Source organism: Paenibacillus faecis (genome assembly GCF_008084145.1).
GTDB lineage: Bacteria > Bacillota > Bacilli > Paenibacillales > Paenibacillaceae > Fontibacillus > Fontibacillus faecis.
Genome location: NZ_VSDO01000002.1, coordinates 735,441 through 752,894 on the forward strand (window position 1 = coordinate 735,441; position 17,454 = coordinate 752,894).

Here is a 17,454-nt window from a genome sequence, read left to right on the forward strand (position 1 = left end):
GGCAATGACGAGATCCTTGCATATTTCTTATATTCAGGAGATGGAATACGGAGAGGCTTGGGACAAGCAAAAACAGCTTGTCCGGGCCATTGATGAACAGCAGCAGGGGGAACACCTGCTGCTTCTTCAGCATCCGCCGACTTATACGATCGGCTCGCAGCGGCACCCCGAGCATCTCCTGCTCGGTCCCGAGCAGCTGCGCGAACAGGGCATCGCCCTGTTTGAAATCGACCGCGGCGGGGATATTACATATCATGGCCCCGGTCAGTTGGTCGGCTACCCTCTTCTGTATCTTGAAGGCGGAAAAGGTCTGGATTTGCACGGGTACTTGCGCAATCTGGAGCAGGTGATTATCAATTACCTGGGGAGCTGCGGGATCGAAGGCTCCCGGAAACCGGAGTACACCGGGGTATGGGTAGGTGACGAAAAGATCTGCGCGATCGGCGTGAAATTCAATAAATGCCGCCAGCGCAAAGGGTTTGTCACGAGCCACGGTTTTGCGCTTAACGTCAAGGCGGGGATTGGCCGGGAGGGGTTCCGGGGCATTATTCCTTGCGGCATTCAGGAGTATGGCGTCACTTCGCTTGAGGATGTAACCGGGCGCAGTTACGATGTCGAAGAAACGGCACGTGAAATCGTGCCGTATTTTACCGAGCTGTTCGGGTATACGGGGGAGCTGTGAGCCCTTAACATCAGCGAATGAACAGCGGCTCCAACAAAGCGATCAGCGTAGAAGCGAGCATGGAAAACAGCATGACGTATACGACGATTTTGAACCATTTATTTTTCATAGCGCAAAAAATCTCCTTCACGGACATAAATTTAGAGCATTCCTAATTATATTATCGTAAATACGAAAGCGAGGAAAGTCCAGTGATCAATAGAGAAAGGCTCATTCAGCAATTTCTGGAGCTCGTTCAAATCGACAGCGAGACCAAGCACGAACGGGAGATCGCCGATTTCCTGAAGGCCAAGTTTACCGAGCTCGGGTTAACGGTCGTCGAGGATGATTCGGCGGCCCGCACCGGCCATGCGGCCGGAAATCTGGTGGCTACCTTGAAGCCTAGCGATGCGTCCACGTCCCAGGTCCGTCCGTTCTTGTTCACCTGTCATATGGATACGGTCGTTCCCGGGAAAGGGATCAAACCTGTCGTCGGAGACGACGGCTATATCCGCAGCGACGGCACGACGATCCTCGGCTCCGACGACAAAGCGGGCGTTGCCGCATTGTTGGAAGTCATACAGGTGCTGCGTGAAAACAATCTGCCGCATGGCCAGATCCAGTTTGTGATCACCGCCGGCGAAGAGTCGGCCTTGGCCGGATCCAGAGCGATGCAGCCCGGTCTCCTGGACGCTCAGTACGGCTTCGCCATCGATTCGAACGGGGAAGTCGGAACGATCTGCATCGCGGCGCCGACCCGGGCCGAAATCGAAATCGAAATCCTCGGCAAATCGGCCCATGCGGGCGTAAATCCGGAGGACGGCATCAGCGCGATTCAGGTCGCGGGCAAAGCGATCGCCCGGATGAAGCTCGGACGGATCGACGAAACGACGACCGCGAACATCGGCAAGTTTGTGGGCGGCGGGGAGACGAACATTGTGCCGGATCATGTCGTTCTGTATGCCGAAGCGCGCAGCACTTCATTGGAGAAGATCAACCGGCAGATCGAAAGCATGGAGGAAGCGGTGAAAGCGGTCTGCGGCGAATATGGAACCCGCTATGAGTTCCGCAGCAATCTGGCCTATCCGGCGTTTCATTTTGAAGAGGACGAGGAAGTTGTGGTGTTGGCGAAAAAAGCCGCACAGCGATTGGGGATGTCGGGACACACGTTTATGTCGGGCGGGGGCAGTGACGCCAACGTATTCAACGGCCTAGGGATTCCCACCGTCAATCTGGCTGTCGGCTATGAGGATATCCACACCACCGCGGAACGAATCAAGAGCGAGGATCTCGTCAAAGTCGCGGAATACGCTCTGGAAATCGTCAACCAATCCTTAAGCAAAAAGTAAATCGGAAACAGCCGCCAGGGGATGCATGATTTCGGACCCGGCGGCTGTTTCATTTTTCAATGGGGACGGTGATCGTCGTCTTTCCGGGGAAAATTGCGCCGCTGCGCATAGGTCCATTCCGTGTGCCACGGTACCGTCGAGATGATTTCGAGCGCCTGGTTCAGCTCGTTCAGATGCTTATCGATTTTGGCCCGCTCCGTCTCGTCCGGACGGTACAGCGAAATACGGCCGGCCAGACGGGATAGGGCGGCTTGCAGATAACAGGAGCCGGCGGCAAATCGCGCTTCGGCCATATCGGGGCAGGTGGCGGCTAAACTTTCGAAAATGGCGGCAGCCTCATCATAAAGTCCGTCGTCATGAAGCATCTCTCCATAAATATAGGCGGTTTCACGGAAAGGCGACCGATTGTCCCGGAGAAAACCGTGGCCTAACCGGGCGAGTTGTTCTTTCGCCAGGTCCAGATATCCCTCCGCATAAAGCGCGCGGATCAGTGCGCAGGCTAGATGCGGGTCGCTTGTTTGGGGTGGCTTGGCATGAGCCGTGCCGGCAGCAGCCAGCTTTGTCGCGACGGCAATCTGTCCGTATTCGACCGCAAGGCGTATCACTGCGATGGTTTCCTGCAGACTGCGGGGCTCCGCCGAGATTTCTTCTCCCTTCTCATCCAGGGTCAGTCGGGCGAGCAGTTCAAGGCGTTCGAGCTCGGCCCAAAAGGCTTCGCTTTCCGCACGATCGGACATCTGTTCTTTTCGGACGCCTATTTCTTCCAGGGCTCGCCTCGGCTCCCCGCAGTGAAACAAACAGCGGAGATACATCCGAAACATTTCTTCCGCCGGAGGGACCGAAGCGATGCAGCGATCCAGAGCGTGGCGGTAGGCGCCGAGCCGCACCAGGGTCCGGAACAGCACCCCGTTTGCCTCGTCAGGCGACAGGTTCAGGTGCTTCAAGGATTCGGCCAGGGATTCGGCCATATCGGCGTCGGAAGCGCTGTATGACCCGAGAAGGGCTCCTTGCTTCAGCAGTTCCGCTTCTGCGTCGGAATCCAGCTCCACGCCTTCCGGTTCCGCCGGGGGGAGAAACGTCCATCGATTGCTATTCAAGTTTTTCGTCGGTTTATCCATCGTCTTCTCCTATCTGCAGACGCAGCGGTGGAGGAGGTCAGCGACCGTCGTCGATGCTCCGGCCTCTTTCTTCCATTGGGACAGAAGAATCCGGATCTGCCAGGCTTTGCCCTGGAAACACATCCTGTTTACGGAAAAGTAGCTTTTCATCGCCATACTCCTTTTTTACGGGTTTGGTATAATAACACCATATGTTCGCAAGGGACAAGTTATGACAGGGGGAGTTTTAAAGTGACAAATTCGAATCCAAAATTGACCGAGAAAACGATCACCACCAAGCCGATATTCAGCGGAAAAGTAATTTCTTTGCAAATCGATACCGTAGAGCTCCCGGACGGTTCCACGGGAATGCGGGAAATCATCCGTCATCCGGGGGCCGTTGCCGTTTTGGCGGTGAAGGACGGACGCCTTCTGCTGGTCGACCAGTATCGGCAGGCGTTGGGACGCTGTGAACTGGAAATCCCCGCGGGCAAGCTGGAGGCGGGGGAAGACCCCATGGAGGCCGCCCGCCGGGAGCTTCGGGAAGAAACGGGCTATCAATGCGCCAAAATAACGCTTCTGCATTCTTTTTACACGTCGCCGGGATTTGCCGATGAAATCATCCACCTCTATTTGGCGGAGGAATTAACGGCAGGGGACATGGCGCCGGATGAAGATGAGTTCCTGGAAGTCATTGAGGCGAATTATGAGGAAGTGCAGCGGTATATCGAAGAAGGCCGAATCTCCGACGCCAAGACGATCCTCGCGGCTTACATTTGGCGGCTTCAGTTGATCGGATCGCGGGAGACGGGAAAATGAAGCGGGAACAGTCGTCCAACGGCGGATTATCCTCTTTTTTCGCGGACCTGCATATCCATATCGGAAGAACCGGAAAGGGCGCGCCCGTAAAAATCAGCGGCAGCCGGGACCTCACCTTCGCCAATATCGCGAAAGAGGCGGCCGAACGAAAAGGCATTCAGCTTGTGGGCATTATCGACTGCCATTCCCCCGGGGTGCAGGAAGACATTGAAGCCAGCCTGAAGCAAGGGGAAATGCGGGAATTGCCCGATGGCGGAATTGCTTATAAAGAGACGACTTTATTGCTGGGCAGCGAACTGGAAATCCGGGAACCGGGCATGGGTCCGGCCCATTTGCTCGCCTTCTTCCCGGATTTTTCGACGATCCGCTCGTTCACGGGTTGGTTGGAGAAGCGAATGAAAAACGTCAACCTGAGCTCCCAGCGCGTTTACGCCCCTGCGCGGACTTTGCAGGAGGAGGTGTATACCCGCGGGGGAATGGTTATTCCGGCGCATATTTTCACGCCCCACCGAAGCATTTACGGCAGTTGCGCCCCGCGTATGGCGGACGTGCTCGATCCGAAGCTGATCAGCGCGGTGGAGCTGGGACTCAGCGCCGACAGCGAGATGGCCGGATGGATCAGCGAACTCGATCCGTACACGATCCTGACCAACTCGGACGCGCACTCCCTGGGAAAAATCGGGCGGGAGTATAACGAATTGATTCTGCGCGAGCCGAATTACCGGGAGTTCGAGAAAGCCCTGCAGAGAACCGAGGGAAGGAAGGTTGCGGGCAATTACGGCTTGAACCCTCGGCTGGGGAAATATCATCGGACGTACTGTTCGGGCTGCAGCTTTATCGTCGAAGAAACCGAAGCGACCGTGGAGCGCTGCCCCTACTGCGGAAGTCCCAAGCTGGTTCGCGGCGTACTGGACCGGATCGTCTCGATCGCCGATCGGACGGAGCCGCGGGTGCCCGCCCATCGCCCGGACTATCACTACCAGATCCCGCTGGAGTTTATACCGGGGCTCGGTCCGGCAAAACATGAGCTTCTGCTCCGCACTTTCGGAACGGAAATGAACATTCTGCACCGGGTACCCGAACAGGATCTGGCGGATGTAGTGGGAGCCGAGCTTGCGGGCAAAATCGCCGCGGCCCGCAGCGGAACGCTCCAGCTGGAATCCGGAGGCGGGGGCAAGTACGGCAGAGTATCCAAGCCGTGAGGTTCCTTCTACGGGCTTAAGACTGGCATATGCGGCTGAGCTTGTTCATACCTTAGAAAATAAGCGAAATCAAGAAAAGCTGCTGGTTTTTCTTCGGAACTAAGATGAACAAGCTTGGAGGGCCGCCTATGCTGGAGCCGTTTCGTCATACTTTAAAAGACCAGACCCCTTTGTACGTGTTTGTCGCCGTGCTTTTTCTGATGGGCGTCGTATTCGGAGCCTTAATGGTCAATGCGCTGACGCTGGAGCAGCAGCAGGATCTGTCCAGGTATTTGGGCGATTTCTTCATCTCCGTAAATGAAGGCGGAGAGAGTTTTCAGCCGTTGACCTACTGGGAAGTTGCGGCGCTTCATCTCAAGTGGCTCGGCTTGATCTGGCTGCTCGGCCTGTCCGTCATCGGATTGCCCGGCATCCTGATTCTGGATTTTCTTAAAGGCGTCCTGATCGGCTTTACCGTCGGCTGTCTCGTGGGGCAATTCACCTGGAAGGGGCTGCTGTTTGCGCTGGTGTCGATCGCTCCACACAATTTGGTCGTCATTCCGGCGCTTCTGATAGCGAGCGTGGCGGCTGTCAGCTTCTCGCTGGGGATTATCCGCAGCCGGGTGCTGTTGAACCGCAAAGGCACCGCCGCCCGGCCTTTCTTGTCCTACACCGGGTTGACGGTGGCTATGGCTCTCGTCCTCATGGCGGTGTCTTCTTTTGAAACCTGGGTTACGCCGGTCATGATGACTTGGGTTACGCCGCTGATCGCCCAAAATAGCCTATAAAGCAATAGTAACTGTAATATTTTTAGAGATTGCCTTTAAGGAAGGCCCTGCATAAAATGCAGGGCCTTTTTTCATGTTGATCACTCACTTGAAAATACAGCGGGACTTCTGTTGGAGCGGAAGGAGAAGGCTTTAAAAAATTCCCAGTTTTGTCGTACGGACAATTGGAAACCATACCTTCTAGGGAAAATAAACCTTAGGAGGATGATTATGAAGAAGTTATCGATCGCCGTTTTGTCTTCTTGCTTGCTGCTTTCTTCCGTATCGGCTGTCAGCGCAGCACCCATGAACGAAAAACAACAGCACAAGGTTCATGAGCACAAAGTAAAGAAACATGAAGAGAAGAAGATTCGTGCTAAGTCCATTCGCGAATCAGGAATCAAAACAAAATCGGATGGCGCAGGAAAGAGCGGAAGTAAAGGCATGAAGAGCGGAAGCAAAGGCATGAAAGCCAAAAGTATGAAGACCAAGAGCATCAGAACAAAAGCGACTGAAATGCCGAAATCCGGTTTCGGTGGCGCGAGCGAACAAACAGAATAGGGGGATGAAAGAGGGGAGCACCCTCTTTCTTAGCATGAAACGGATACCCATCAAATTGCCGACGCTGTGTTTAATCATTATTTCAATCTTATTTTGCTCGGCCTGTCATGATAAAGGAAAAAATCAAAATTTGGCGGAAGTAAAAGAGCCGCAGGTTCGTCTCCAAAGAAAAAGCGACCCGATAAAAAATAGGCAGGATATTCATGTTGAAACCATTCAGCCTTTTACTCCCACGCAATTGATTATTCCGGCGATCAAAGTTTCCGCAAAAGTCATTCCGGTTGGTGTTCTGGATAACGGGCAAATGGACGTACCGAAAGATACTGAATCCGTAGGGATTCTATACCCGGGCGTAGTGGCCGGTGAACGGGGAAATATGGTGATGGATGGTCATGTAGATAGCTACACGGGCCCGGCTGTTTTCTTTAACCTGAAAAAATTGAGTCCTGGTGACGCCATTATTGTCCGTAATCAACATTCAGACCAATCAATGACTTATCGAGTCGAATCCGTTGAGGCATTCAAAACTTCCGAAGCTCCCATTGAGCGGGTATTCGGACCATCTTCCGGATACAAATTGAACTTGATAACTTGCACCGGGAGATATAGTCGTAAAAAAAAGGAACATGAAGAACGGCTGGTTATTTTCGCTAAATTGGATGGTGTGAAATGATTAAAGTCATAAAAACCATGTTGTGTGCCGCTATTCTCACAGTGGCTTGTTTTTGGAGCGGGATTGCCTACTCCGAACAAAATAAGACAAAGGCGTATGAAGAAAATCAGACTGAAGCGCATATTGAATCTTTTTTAAAGCGGCTGTACGACATAAGGGCAACGGCCTTAATTCATCAGAATGAACGTGCTTTTGATGATTATTACTTAACCGATAAGCAGAGCAGTAATGCGTTAAAGAACGAAATAAGACGAATGGATTACATCAATGCTTGGGCGAACAAAAGATCTCTCAAATTAGTGGATGCGAAAAGTGAAATCAAGATCGTGCGAATAAAAGTGAAAGACGACCGGGCTACGGTTTCTTTAGTTCAGTCCTTAAAGGTAAGCTATGACTATCCGAACAAGGAAATTCCAACCTATTCCTTCGGCATTGGAACCCGCCATTTCCTTACATTAAAACTTGTTAACGGCAAATGGATGGTTTCACGGGAATGGTATTTGGATCCGTTGGATGAGAATCCCAAAAAAATTGCTGAAGGAGCCCTTCCTTCCGTCAAGATCACGGGAAATGTAACCGACGGCAAAAAATTTAAAAGGGAACAGGCTGTAGCCTACGCAAATAAGTACGCGGGCATAGCCTGGGGAGCCGGAAATAACCGCAGGTACAACCCCAATTATAAGGATTACACCTATCATGGAGGAGATTGCACCAACTTTTCTTCCCAAGTTCTTGGCGACAAAGAGGGAGGGGGGCTGCCGATGACGAAACAGTGGAATTACAGCAAAGGCTACGGCGGCACCCAGCAATGGGTCAGGACGGACTCGCTAGGGAAATTTCTCATCTACAGCGGGTATGGGAAAATGATCGCTAAAGGAGATTTTCAACATATTGTAACGCCGACAAAGGAACATCCAAATGGAGCGATTGCCCGGCTGCAGCCCGGAGATTTAATCGGATATATCATCCAGGGCAACGACATCGACCATTTTTCGATTCTTGTCGGTTTTGATCCGAACGGGTATCCGCTTGTCAATTCGCATACGGCGGATCGCTATCAGGTGCCTTTCGATCTCGGATGGGATCGTTATACCAAATATGTACTAATTCACATTAAGGACTAGGCTCCATGCCGGTTAATTTAGCAACGGTATATATTTGAGACAAACACACAAAAGATCGAAAAAGGAGGAGCAATTATGACGGTGACCATAATGAAACGATTAGGGATGCTCACGCTGGCGGTCATGCTGGTGTTTTCAGGAACAGGGTGCCAAGCAAACAAATCGTCAAAATCCAATAACAAACCTAAAGCTCAAAGCGTTCAGAAAAAAACAGCAATCGATCCGGCTACAAAAAAAATTACCGATGAAGTAATGAAGGTAAAGGGTGTAAGTAAAGCAACGGTGTTAGTTCACAATCCGGATGTATTGATCGGGATTGACGTTAAGGAAGGGGAACACACGGCAACTGTCGAGGATCATGTAAGATATAAAGTAGAGAGCAGCAAACCCGGTTACTTTGTACACGTCACCTCGAATAAAAAACTTCATCAAAAAATAAAAAAGTTAAGCACTAAAATGTCTGGTAAGAAACCGGGTCAGGCCGAAGGAACCGAAGTGGGAGTTATTATTTTGGACATCGGAAAAGAGACGCGGACTCCATTCCGATAAAATGCTGCAACCGGGCAGACAGCTGTAGTTAATGTTTGACTTTGTTGATTGGGACCCCCTATAATGATAGAAGCGATTCAAGTGCGACTTGCGGCAGATCCTGGGGGGGAGAACATGGAAGCAAAGATTGAAAAAATTAAACAACAGCTGCAATCCCACGGGTATAAATTGACACCCCAACGAGAAGCCACAGTTCGAGTCCTGCTGGAGAACGAAGATGACCACCTTAGCGCGGAAGATGTTTTTATGCTGGTGAAGGATAAAGCGCCGGAGATCGGTTTGGCGACCGTTTACCGGACCTTGGAGCTGCTGAGCGAGCTTCATGTTGTGGAGAAAATCAACTTTGGGGACGGGGTTGCCCGTTACGACTTGCGGACGGATACGACCAAGCACCATCACCATCATTTAATCTGCGTACAGTGCGGCGCCATGGATGAAATCCGCGAAGATTGGCTGGGGCCGTTGGAAGAGCGGCTGGAGAAGGAATTCAACTTTACGGTTCTGGACCACCGGCTGGATTTCCAAGGTATCTGTTACCGCTGCAAGGATAAGAACGGTGAGCCGGGAAACGGCAACAAGAAATCATAATAAGCAAAGCTCCGAACGGTTCCAAGCCGCAAGGAGCTTTTTTTGTTCGTCCGGATGGGACTTCGGCTCATATTCGTTCATATTTTTCTATATACTGTACAAAAGTCCCGTAGTAAACGGAGGCGATCCGCTCTACAATGGGACGGGCTGACGGTGATGGAAAGGAGAGACCGCCATGGTCATTTCGCTGCGAAAATGGCTTACATCCGTAAAGTATGCTTTAATATTTATGGCACTTGTTTACTTCATCTATCAAGCTATCGGAATGCTCGAGAGCAAAGTGTTTCCGCCGGACAAATATCGGATTCCTGAGGGTTCGGCCATCAAGGTATTCCAATTCGAGCCTTTGGAAGCCCCGGTGATGGAACGTATGGCGGAGCGTCTGAAGCTGTTTTTCTGGATTGGCGAATAATGCCTGCCTTCAGGCAGGGAAAAATCAAAGGGATGTTGAATTGAAGTATGAGGGAGTTCACAAAAAGATAATATTCGACAAGTGAGAGGGAGGCGCTGAAACCATGGAGCAGTACGCAGCCTCTTTTATTTCGCATTTGGCGGGCCAAAAAGCTTTGAGCGACTCCACGCTGGACAGCTACCGGAGGGATGTAAAACAGTTTCTTGCCTATTTGAGCGGCCGGGGGATCGAGGGACTGGACGAGGTATCGCGGGCGGGAATCATGCTGTATTTTTCGGCACTGCGGGATCAAGGGAAAGCTCCGGCCACCATAATGAGGATTTCGGTCTCCTTGCGCGCTTTTTTTCAGTTCCTGGTTCAGGAAAAAATAATTGGCCAAGATCCTTTTATCACGGTAAAATTGCCGAGGTTTGACAGAAATCTTCCCGCGGTGCTGACGGTAGAGGAGACGGAAAAGCTGTTGGACATGCCTCGGACCGATACTCCGTTAGGCCTTCGGGACAGGGCAATGCTCGAGCTGTTGTATGCCACGGGGGTTCGGGTCAGCGAGCTGATGTCGCTCAAGGTTGGCGATATCGACACAAAAGTCCGGTTCCTTCGTTGCTCCGGAGAAACCGGCAAGGAGCGGGTGCTCCCTTTTGGACGGTTCACCGCCGATTGGTTGGACCGGTATTTGCAGGAGGTACGCCCCGTTTGGGAGCCGAATGGGCCGGAATCCCCCCTGTTTCCCAACCGGACGGGCGGTAAAATGAGCCGGCAGGGATTCTGGAAGGTAATTAAGAAGTACAGCCGTGACGCCGGAATCGCTAAAGAGATTACGCCTCATACGCTGCGCCATTCTTTTGCGATTCATCTGCTTGAAGGCGGTGCGGATGTGCGATCCGTTCAAGAGATGCTTGGCCATGCCGATATGGCGACTTTGCAGATCTACCTGAACCAGGCGAGGCCGAATCTGAAGTCGGTCTACGATCATTTTCATCCCAGGGCTCAGGCAAAGGGTAATCCTTGAGGAGTCTGAGCGAATGAGAGGAATCGGGAATGGTTTTTGCCGACGCAGGGATAACTAACAGCAAAGATTGAAGGAGTGACGAAGATGGAACCTAAGAATCGTTTCGAGAAAATCACGGTGATCGTCCTGGACAGTGTTGGAATCGGGGAAGCGCCGGACGCCGTCAAATTCGGCGACAAGGGCTCGCACACACTCGGCCACATTCTGGAACGGGTACCCGGCACGAAGCTGCCGAATCTGCAAAACATGGGGCTCGGGAATATCGCGGAATTGCCCCACGTGAACCCGGTCGACGCTCCGGCGGCTTATTACGGCAAAATGGCCGAAGTGTCTTCGGGGAAAGACACGATGACCGGACACTGGGAATTGATGGGGCTTAAAATCGATACCCCATTCCAGACTTATCCGAACGGGTTCCCACGCGATCTGATCGCCAGATTCGAGCAGGAGACGGGCCGGAAAATCCTCGGGAATAAACCGGCCTCCGGCACGGAAATTTTGGACGAGCTGGGCGAGGAGCATATGAAAACGGGAGCATGGATCGTCTATACTTCCGCGGACAGCGTATTTCAAATCGCGGCCCACGAAGAGATCATCCCCTTGGATGAACTGTACCGGGCCTGCGAAGTGGCGCGGCGTTTAACCCTTGAGCCGGAGCATTCGGTGGGGCGGGTGATCGCCAGACCTTTTGTCGGTCAGCCGGGAGCCTTTAAGCGAACGAGCAACCGGCACGATTATGCCGTTACTCCGCCGGCACCGACCGTGCTGAACGCGCTGAAGCATGCCGGGAAGGACGTCATTTCGGTCGGCAAGATCAACGATATTTTTTCCGGAGAAGGCATTACGGAATCCTATCCCACCAAAAGCAACCGCCATGGCATCGACGAAACGCTGCGCTTGATGGAACGGCCGTTTCATGGCTTGTTGTTTACGAATCTCGTCGATTTTGACTCGCTTTACGGGCACCGCCGCGATCCGGAAGGCTACGCTCGCGCCCTGGAAGAATTCGACGTTTCGTTACCCGATCTGATGCAGCGGGTGGGGGAAAAGGATCTGCTGATTATCACCGCGGATCACGGAAACGACCCGACGCATCCGGGTACGGACCATACGCGGGAATACGTGCCGATCCTCGTGTACGGCAAAGGTCTGACGGCGTCTGGTGACTTGGGCGTACGCTCGACCTATTCCGATCTGGCGGCAACGATCGCCGACAATTTCGGCATTTACGGCACCGAACATGGCAAGAGTTTTTTGGGACTATTGAAATAAAAACGGGAGAGATGAACGATGGCGACAGTACTTACGATTGGCATGATTCGCGAGGCGGCGGATTTTATCCGCTCCAAAACGACAATTTTACCAAAGGTCGGTCTAATCCTCGGTTCGGGACTCGGTGTCCTGGCGGACCATATTGAAGAGGCGGTTAGCATTTCGTATTCGGATATTCCTTATTTCCCTCAATCGACGGTGGAAGGGCATGCCGGAGAACTGATGATCGGCACCTTGAACGGGGCGCCGGTCGTCCTTATGAAAGGCCGTTTCCACATGTATGAAGGCTACGGTCCCGAAATTACCGCGTTCCCGGTCAGAGTCATGAAGGAGCTCGGGGTCGAAAAGCTGCTGGTGACCAATGCGGCGGGCGGTATCAATACCTCTTACCAGCCGGGGGATCTGATGCTGATCTCCGACCACATCAATTTGACCGGCACAAGTCCCCTGATCGGGCAGAACGATAACGAATTGGGCCCCCGTTTTCCCGACATGTCCCAAGCTTACAGCCGCAGGCTGCGCGAGTTGGCCCGCAATACAGCGGAAAAAGCGGGGGTACCGCTTCAGGAAGGCGTCTATGTAGGTATGCTGGGACCCTCATACGAAACGCCAGCGGAAATCCGGATGCTCCGGACGCTGGGGGGAGATGCCGTCGGCATGTCAACCGTGTCCGAAGTCATCGTGGCAAGACATGCCGGCCTGGAAGTGCTGGGGATTTCCTGCATCAGCAACATGGCGTCCGGCATTTTGGATCAGCCGTTGTCCCACGATGAGGTGATGGAGACGACGGATCGGGTACGGGAGAAGTTTTTAAGCCTGGTGCTTGCGATTATTCCTCAAATGTAGCTTAGGGAGGTGTGAGCCGATGAGAGCGGTTGACCTGATTCGAAAAAAAAGGGACGGCCAGGAGCTGACCCATGAGGAAATCGGCTTTTTGATTAAAGGCTACAGCGAAGGGGCCATCCCGGATTATCAGATGGCGGCCTGGGCGATGGCCGTTTATTACCAGGGCATGAGCGCGCGCGAAACCGCCGATTTGACGATGCACATGGCATCTTCCGGCGATATGATCGATCTAAGCTCGATCCGCGGCGTCAAAGTGGACAAGCACTCCACCGGAGGGGTGGGGGACAAGACGACGATCGTCATCGGTCCGCTTGTCGCGGCGGCCGGCGTGCCCGTTGCCAAAATGTCGGGAAGAGGCCTCGGACATACCGGGGGGACGATCGACAAGCTGGAGGCGATAGGCGGCTTCTCCGTGGAGTTGGGACAAGAGCAATTTTTCCGCCAGGTTAACGAGATCGGCTTGGCCGTGGTCGGCCAAAGCGGCAATATGACGCCGGCGGACAAGAAACTGTACGGCCTGCGGGACGTGACCGCGACCGTGGAGTCCATCCCGCTCATCGCAAGCTCCGTCATGAGCAAGAAGATTGCCGCCGGTGCCGATGCGATCGTGCTGGACGTGAAGACGGGCAGCGGCGCGTTCATGAAAACGCTGGACGATTCGATTCGTCTGGCGAAGGCGATGGTCGATATCGGCACGCAAGTGGGCCGGAGCACCATTGCGGTGATCAGCGATATGGACCAGCCTCTCGGCTATTCGATCGGGAACGCCCTCGAAATCGAGGAGGCGATCGCCACCCTGCGGGGCGAGGGGCCGAAGGATTTGGAGGAAGTATGCCTGATCCTCGCGTCCCATATGCTTGTTCTCGGTGGCAAAGCCGAGAATGAGGAGGCTGCGCGGGCCATACTCCAAGAGAAGCTCGCCAGCGGCGAGGCGCTGGAGCGCCTCAAGATGATGGTGGAAGCGCAGGGCGGGGATACCCGGCAAATCGAAGACGCGGGCTTGCTGCCGAAGGCCGAGCTTCACGTGGAAGTGAAGGCGGAGAAGCGCGGTTTTGTCGAATCGATCCAGGCGGAGGAAATCGGCGTCGCCGCGATGCTGCTGGGCGCAGGCCGGGAGACGAAAGATTCCGTCATCGATTTGGCGGCGGGGCTGAGTCTGCGCAAGAAGATCGGCGATCCGGTCGAGGTCGGCGAAGTTCTCGCGGTACTCCATCTCAATCCGCCATTCCAGGACCGGCTGGAAGAGGCGAGCCGAAAAGTGAAAGAAGCCTACGGGATCACGGACGAGAAGGTACCGCGGAGACCGCTGGTATTTGCTTTGATTACGCCCGAAGGGGTGCGCAGGTTCTAGCCAGATAATGGTAAAGCAGTCGGGAGCAAGGAAATAAATCCTTCTCCCGGCTGCTTTTTTAATTTTCCGTCAAGCCGCTAAAGACTAAATACGTCGCTATATAGGCTTTAGTCTATCAAATCTCCAGCTCCACCTTTTTAGTCGCGATGTTTTTGCAAAACTCGCTGTCATGCTCGACAAAAAGAATCGTCGGAGCATGCTCCAGCAGAAGCTCTTCAATTTGCATCCGGGAAATAACGTCGACAAAATTAAGCGGTTCGTCCCAGACATGCAAATGAGCCTGTTCGCAGAGACTTTTTGCGAGGAGCACCTTTTTCTTCTGCCCTCCGCTGTAAGAAGCGATGTCCTTGTCGAATTGAAGGCGGGAGAAATCGAGTTTTCTTAGTATCGATTTAAACAGACTTTCGTCGATGCCGTTGCTTCTGGCGTAATCCGACAGATCGCCGCGCAATTGCGATGTGTCTTGCGAAACGTAAGATATTTTCAATTGGCTCCCGATCCGTAGCGTCCCCGCGTAAGGGATTTCCTCGCCGCAAATGAGCTTAAGCAAGCTGGATTTCCCCGAGCCGTTCGGGCCGGAGAGGGCAATGCGATCCCCCTGCTCGATCGTAAAACTGACGTCGCGGCACACTTGCTTCTCACCGTAATGAATCGAAACCCGATCCAGCTCCACAAGTTGGTGCTTATGGTACGTCAACTGGGATATTTTCAGGCTTTCCGAGCTTTCCACATTTCTCAGCAGCTGAGATTTTTCCTCGATGGCGGTTCGTTGCCTCTGCTCGATGAACTTGGACCTTTTCATCATTTTGGCGGCCTTGTGACCGACGTACCCTTTATCGACTTTGGAGCCGGAGTTACGGGTGCCGTTTTTCGTTTTTTCCACTTCGTGCGACCAGTTGCTCGTCCGCTGAGCCGCTTCGGCCAGCCGCTTGATATCTTTCCTCAGTTTCTCGTTCCCGGCCATTTCGTAATGGTCCTGCCGCTGTTTGTTCTCCCACCATTCGGAGAAATTCCCCTTTTGGACTTCGATATCGGTCTTGTTGATCGAAAGAATATGGTCGACGCAGCGATCGAGAAACGCCCGGTCGTGCGACACCAGGATAAAGCCGCTTTTGCCGCTCAAGTAATCGCTGACCAGTTCCCGGGCATGCAGGTCCAGATGGTTGGTCGGCTCGTCAATGAGCAGAAACCGGTTCTCTTTCAGAAACAGAGCCGCCAGCAGCACCTTCGTTTGTTCTCCCTGGGACAAGGATTCAAACGGCCGGTACAGTACATCTTCCGACACTTTTAGCAGTGAAAGCTCGCGCAGAAGCTGCCAATATTCATAGTCAGGGCAGATCTCGGCGACGATGTCGGCGGTATGGTACTCTTTGTTTTCGACGTGAAAGGGAAAATATTCCATGTCGACGTTGGCGGAAATCGTTCCGCTGTATTCGTATTTGCCCAGCAGCAGGTTAAGAAACGTCGTCTTGCCCCGGCCGTTCCTCCCCGTAAAACCCAATTTCCAGTCGGTATCGATCTGAAAGCTTACATTTTCAAAAATCGAATCGTAACTCCCATCATAGGCGAATGTCAGGTTCGTTACTTTAATTAATGACATGGCGGTATCCTCCTTGCCAAAATAAAAATGAGCCGCAAGAAAGTCACCTTTCTTGCAGCTCAAAAAAATACGGCAAATCCAACCCGGAAACGGGGATGGAATAGGATCTATTTTTTGAGTGAAGAGAATAAGGTAACTTCCTTGCCGAAATAGAATAAAACAAATCTGTCTTATTCCAAATAAAGGCAAGAAATTTTACATTATCCTCTTCATCTCCTGTCGTTAAGCGTTAGCGAAATTGTAGCATAACCTTTTTAACACTGCAACCTCTACGTGCGAGATTAAAAGAAGCCGATCCGGAAAGGAATAATATGACAGGAACAAGAGCATACTAGGTTAGCAGAATCCTGATTTTTATTCGAAGGGGGAACTATGTTGAAAAAACGGTTGTTTATCGGTTTGTTGGCGCTGCTGCTGACGCTTCCGTCCTGGCCGTCCGCCGTATCGGCCAACCACGGAGGGTCTCATGAGGCGGACGGGGGCATAGCATTGGCGGACAATGCGCTGTCGGCGATTTTGATCGATGCGGATACGGGAACGGTCATCTACGAGAAAAAAAGCCATGAGCAGTTGCCGCCAGCGAGTATTACCAAAATTATGACGATGCTCCTGACCATGGAGGCGGTCGATCAGGGCAAGCTGAAACTGACCGATAAGGTTGCCGCCAGCGAATACGCTTCCTCCATGGGCGGTTCGCAAATATTCCTGGAGCCGGGAGAAGAAATGACAGTGGACGAGCTATTGAAAGGCGTCGCGATGGCATCGGGCAACGACGCTTCCGTAGCACTGGCGGAAAAGATCGCCGGAACGGAAAAAGCTTTCGTCCAAATGATGAACGAGAAGGCAAAGCAACTGGGACTTAAGGACACGCATTTCTCCAACTGCAACGGCCTGCCTGTGAAAAATCATTATTCCTCGGCGCATGACATCGCCATGATGAGCCGGGAACTGCTCAAATACGAGACGATTACGAAGTATACCGGTTCGTATCAAGATTACTTGCGCAAGAATACGGAGAAACCGTTCTGGCTCGTGAACACGAACAAATTGGTACGGTTTTATAGCGGTGCGGACGGGCTGAAAACCGGTTATACGTCCGAGGCTCGGTTTTGTCTGGCGGCTACCGCCAAACGCGACGGTCTGCGGCTGATCGCGGTCGTGCTCGGCGAGCCGAACACCAAGACCCGAAATGCCGAGGTATCCGCTATGTTCGACTACGCTTTTTCCCAGTATGCCCTTCATCCGATCTACAAAGCCGGCGAAGTCATCGGCAAAATCAAGGTACAGAAGGGGGAAACCGCTCATTTGGATGTCGCCGCGTCGCGTACGATGAGCGTTCTCGTTAAAAAAGGTTCCGCCAACGGCAACATTACGCACAAGCTGGAGGTTCCGGAAAAAATCGCCGCCCCGGTTCAAGAAGGACAGATCATCGGCAAGCTTGTGGTCTACCAGGACGGCAAGATACTGAACCAATTTGAACTGAAAGCCGCCGCCGCCATCAAAAAAGCCGGATGGTGGACATTGTTTAAGCGGACGGCCTCCCAATTGTTTTTTGTAGATTCGTAGCGGTTTTCTTCTAGTTTTGTCAGCGGGAA

General features: G+C 52.7%; 20 protein-coding genes. 16 read left to right on the top strand and 4 right to left on the bottom strand.

Annotated features, from left to right (window positions below; genetic code table 11):
• Positions 1-4 precede the first annotated feature (4 nt).
• Positions 5-682 (top strand): lipoyl(octanoyl) transferase LipB, encoded by a 678-nt coding sequence (lipB, locus tag FRY98_RS11195; protein WP_148451826.1) that lies wholly within the window; start codon positions 5-7, stop codon positions 680-682.
• 10 nt (positions 683-692) lie between these two features.
• Here lipB and prli42 read toward each other — a convergent pair whose 3' ends face one another.
• Entirely contained in the window at positions 693-791 is a 99-nt protein-coding gene (gene prli42 / locus FRY98_RS11200; protein WP_148451827.1) for a stressosome-associated protein Prli42, read from the bottom strand.
• Between the two features lie 82 nt (positions 792-873).
• Between prli42 and FRY98_RS11205 the strand changes: the two genes are divergently transcribed.
• A complete protein-coding gene (locus FRY98_RS11205; RefSeq protein ID WP_148451828.1) occupies positions 874-2,010 on the top strand; it encodes a M20/M25/M40 family metallo-hydrolase in 1,137 nt (378 codons plus the stop codon).
• A gap of 56 nt (positions 2,011-2,066) precedes the next feature.
• Here the strand turns inward: FRY98_RS11205 and FRY98_RS11210 are convergent, their stop codons facing one another.
• On the bottom strand, positions 2,067-3,128 hold the full coding sequence (locus FRY98_RS11210) for a hypothetical protein (RefSeq protein ID WP_148451829.1): 1,062 nt from the start codon (positions 3,126-3,128) through the stop codon (positions 2,067-2,069).
• 9 nt (positions 3,129-3,137) lie between these two features.
• Positions 3,138-3,278 carry a Z-ring formation inhibitor MciZ gene (gene mciZ / locus FRY98_RS11215; RefSeq protein ID WP_148451830.1) on the bottom strand — a complete coding sequence of 47 codons (141 nt, stop codon included), beginning with the start codon at positions 3,276-3,278 and terminating at the stop codon, positions 3,138-3,140.
• Between the two features lie 81 nt (positions 3,279-3,359).
• Here mciZ and FRY98_RS11220 point away from each other — a divergent pair, with 81 nt between their 5' ends.
• The 13 genes from FRY98_RS11220 (at position 3,360) to FRY98_RS11280 (ending at position 14,259) form a co-directional block, all read left to right on the top strand.
• Complete coding sequence (locus FRY98_RS11220; RefSeq protein ID WP_148451831.1) at positions 3,360-3,926, top strand: NUDIX hydrolase; 567 nt, start codon at positions 3,360-3,362, stop codon at positions 3,924-3,926.
• Positions 3,923-5,128, top strand: coding sequence for an endonuclease Q family protein (locus FRY98_RS11225; protein ID WP_148451832.1), 1,206 nt, complete (start codon positions 3,923-3,925; stop codon positions 5,126-5,128). Before FRY98_RS11220 ends, FRY98_RS11225 begins: the two co-directional genes overlap by 4 nt.
• A 131-nt stretch (positions 5,129-5,259) precedes the next feature.
• Entirely contained in the window at positions 5,260-5,895 is a 636-nt protein-coding gene (gene spoIIM / locus FRY98_RS11230; protein ID WP_148452681.1) for a stage II sporulation protein M, read from the top strand.
• A gap of 210 nt (positions 5,896-6,105) precedes the next feature.
• The gene (locus FRY98_RS11235) at positions 6,106-6,435 is read left to right on the top strand and encodes a hypothetical protein (RefSeq protein WP_148451833.1); all 330 of its coding nucleotides are present in this window, start codon (positions 6,106-6,108) and stop codon (positions 6,433-6,435) included.
• A gap of 4 nt (positions 6,436-6,439) precedes the next feature.
• The gene (locus FRY98_RS11240; RefSeq protein ID WP_148451834.1) at positions 6,440-7,108 is read left to right on the top strand and encodes a class F sortase; all 669 of its coding nucleotides are present in this window, start codon (positions 6,440-6,442) and stop codon (positions 7,106-7,108) included.
• Positions 7,105-8,232, top strand: coding sequence for an amidase domain-containing protein (locus tag FRY98_RS11245; protein ID WP_148451835.1), 1,128 nt, complete (start codon positions 7,105-7,107; stop codon positions 8,230-8,232). Before FRY98_RS11240 ends, FRY98_RS11245 begins: the two co-directional genes overlap by 4 nt.
• Positions 8,233-8,307: 75 nt before the next feature.
• Positions 8,308-8,781 carry a YhcN/YlaJ family sporulation lipoprotein gene (locus FRY98_RS11250; RefSeq protein ID WP_148451836.1) on the top strand — a complete coding sequence of 158 codons (474 nt, stop codon included), beginning with the start codon at positions 8,308-8,310 and terminating at the stop codon, positions 8,779-8,781.
• Between the two features lie 114 nt (positions 8,782-8,895).
• Complete coding sequence (fur, locus tag FRY98_RS11255) at positions 8,896-9,369, top strand: ferric iron uptake transcriptional regulator (RefSeq protein ID WP_148451837.1); 474 nt, start codon at positions 8,896-8,898, stop codon at positions 9,367-9,369.
• A 175-nt stretch (positions 9,370-9,544) separates the two neighbouring features.
• A complete protein-coding gene (locus tag FRY98_RS11260) occupies positions 9,545-9,781 on the top strand; it encodes a DUF4227 family protein (protein WP_148451838.1) in 237 nt (78 codons plus the stop codon).
• 103 nt (positions 9,782-9,884) lie between these two features.
• Positions 9,885-10,790 (top strand): site-specific tyrosine recombinase XerD, encoded by a 906-nt coding sequence (gene xerD / locus FRY98_RS11265; protein WP_148451839.1) that lies wholly within the window; start codon positions 9,885-9,887, stop codon positions 10,788-10,790.
• Between the two features lie 84 nt (positions 10,791-10,874).
• Complete coding sequence (deoB, locus tag FRY98_RS11270; protein ID WP_148451840.1) at positions 10,875-12,062, top strand: phosphopentomutase; 1,188 nt, start codon at positions 10,875-10,877, stop codon at positions 12,060-12,062.
• Positions 12,063-12,080: 18 nt separating this feature from the next.
• Positions 12,081-12,908, top strand: a complete 828-nt coding sequence (locus tag FRY98_RS11275) for a purine-nucleoside phosphorylase (protein ID WP_148451841.1) — start codon at positions 12,081-12,083, stop codon at positions 12,906-12,908.
• Between the two features lie 19 nt (positions 12,909-12,927).
• Positions 12,928-14,259 carry a pyrimidine-nucleoside phosphorylase gene (locus FRY98_RS11280; protein ID WP_148451842.1) on the top strand — a complete coding sequence of 444 codons (1,332 nt, stop codon included), beginning with the start codon at positions 12,928-12,930 and terminating at the stop codon, positions 14,257-14,259.
• 115 nt (positions 14,260-14,374) lie between these two features.
• On the opposite strand, the gene FRY98_RS11285 is transcribed toward FRY98_RS11280, so the two are convergent.
• Complete coding sequence (locus tag FRY98_RS11285) at positions 14,375-15,859, bottom strand: Lsa family ABC-F type ribosomal protection protein (protein WP_148451843.1); 1,485 nt, start codon at positions 15,857-15,859, stop codon at positions 14,375-14,377.
• 375 nt (positions 15,860-16,234) lie between these two features.
• On the opposite strand from FRY98_RS11285, the gene FRY98_RS11290 reads away from it, so the two are divergent.
• On the top strand, positions 16,235-17,425 hold the full coding sequence (locus FRY98_RS11290) for a D-alanyl-D-alanine carboxypeptidase family protein (protein WP_211373296.1): 1,191 nt from the start codon (positions 16,235-16,237) through the stop codon (positions 17,423-17,425).
• The last annotated feature ends 29 nt before the right edge of the window (positions 17,426-17,454 follow it).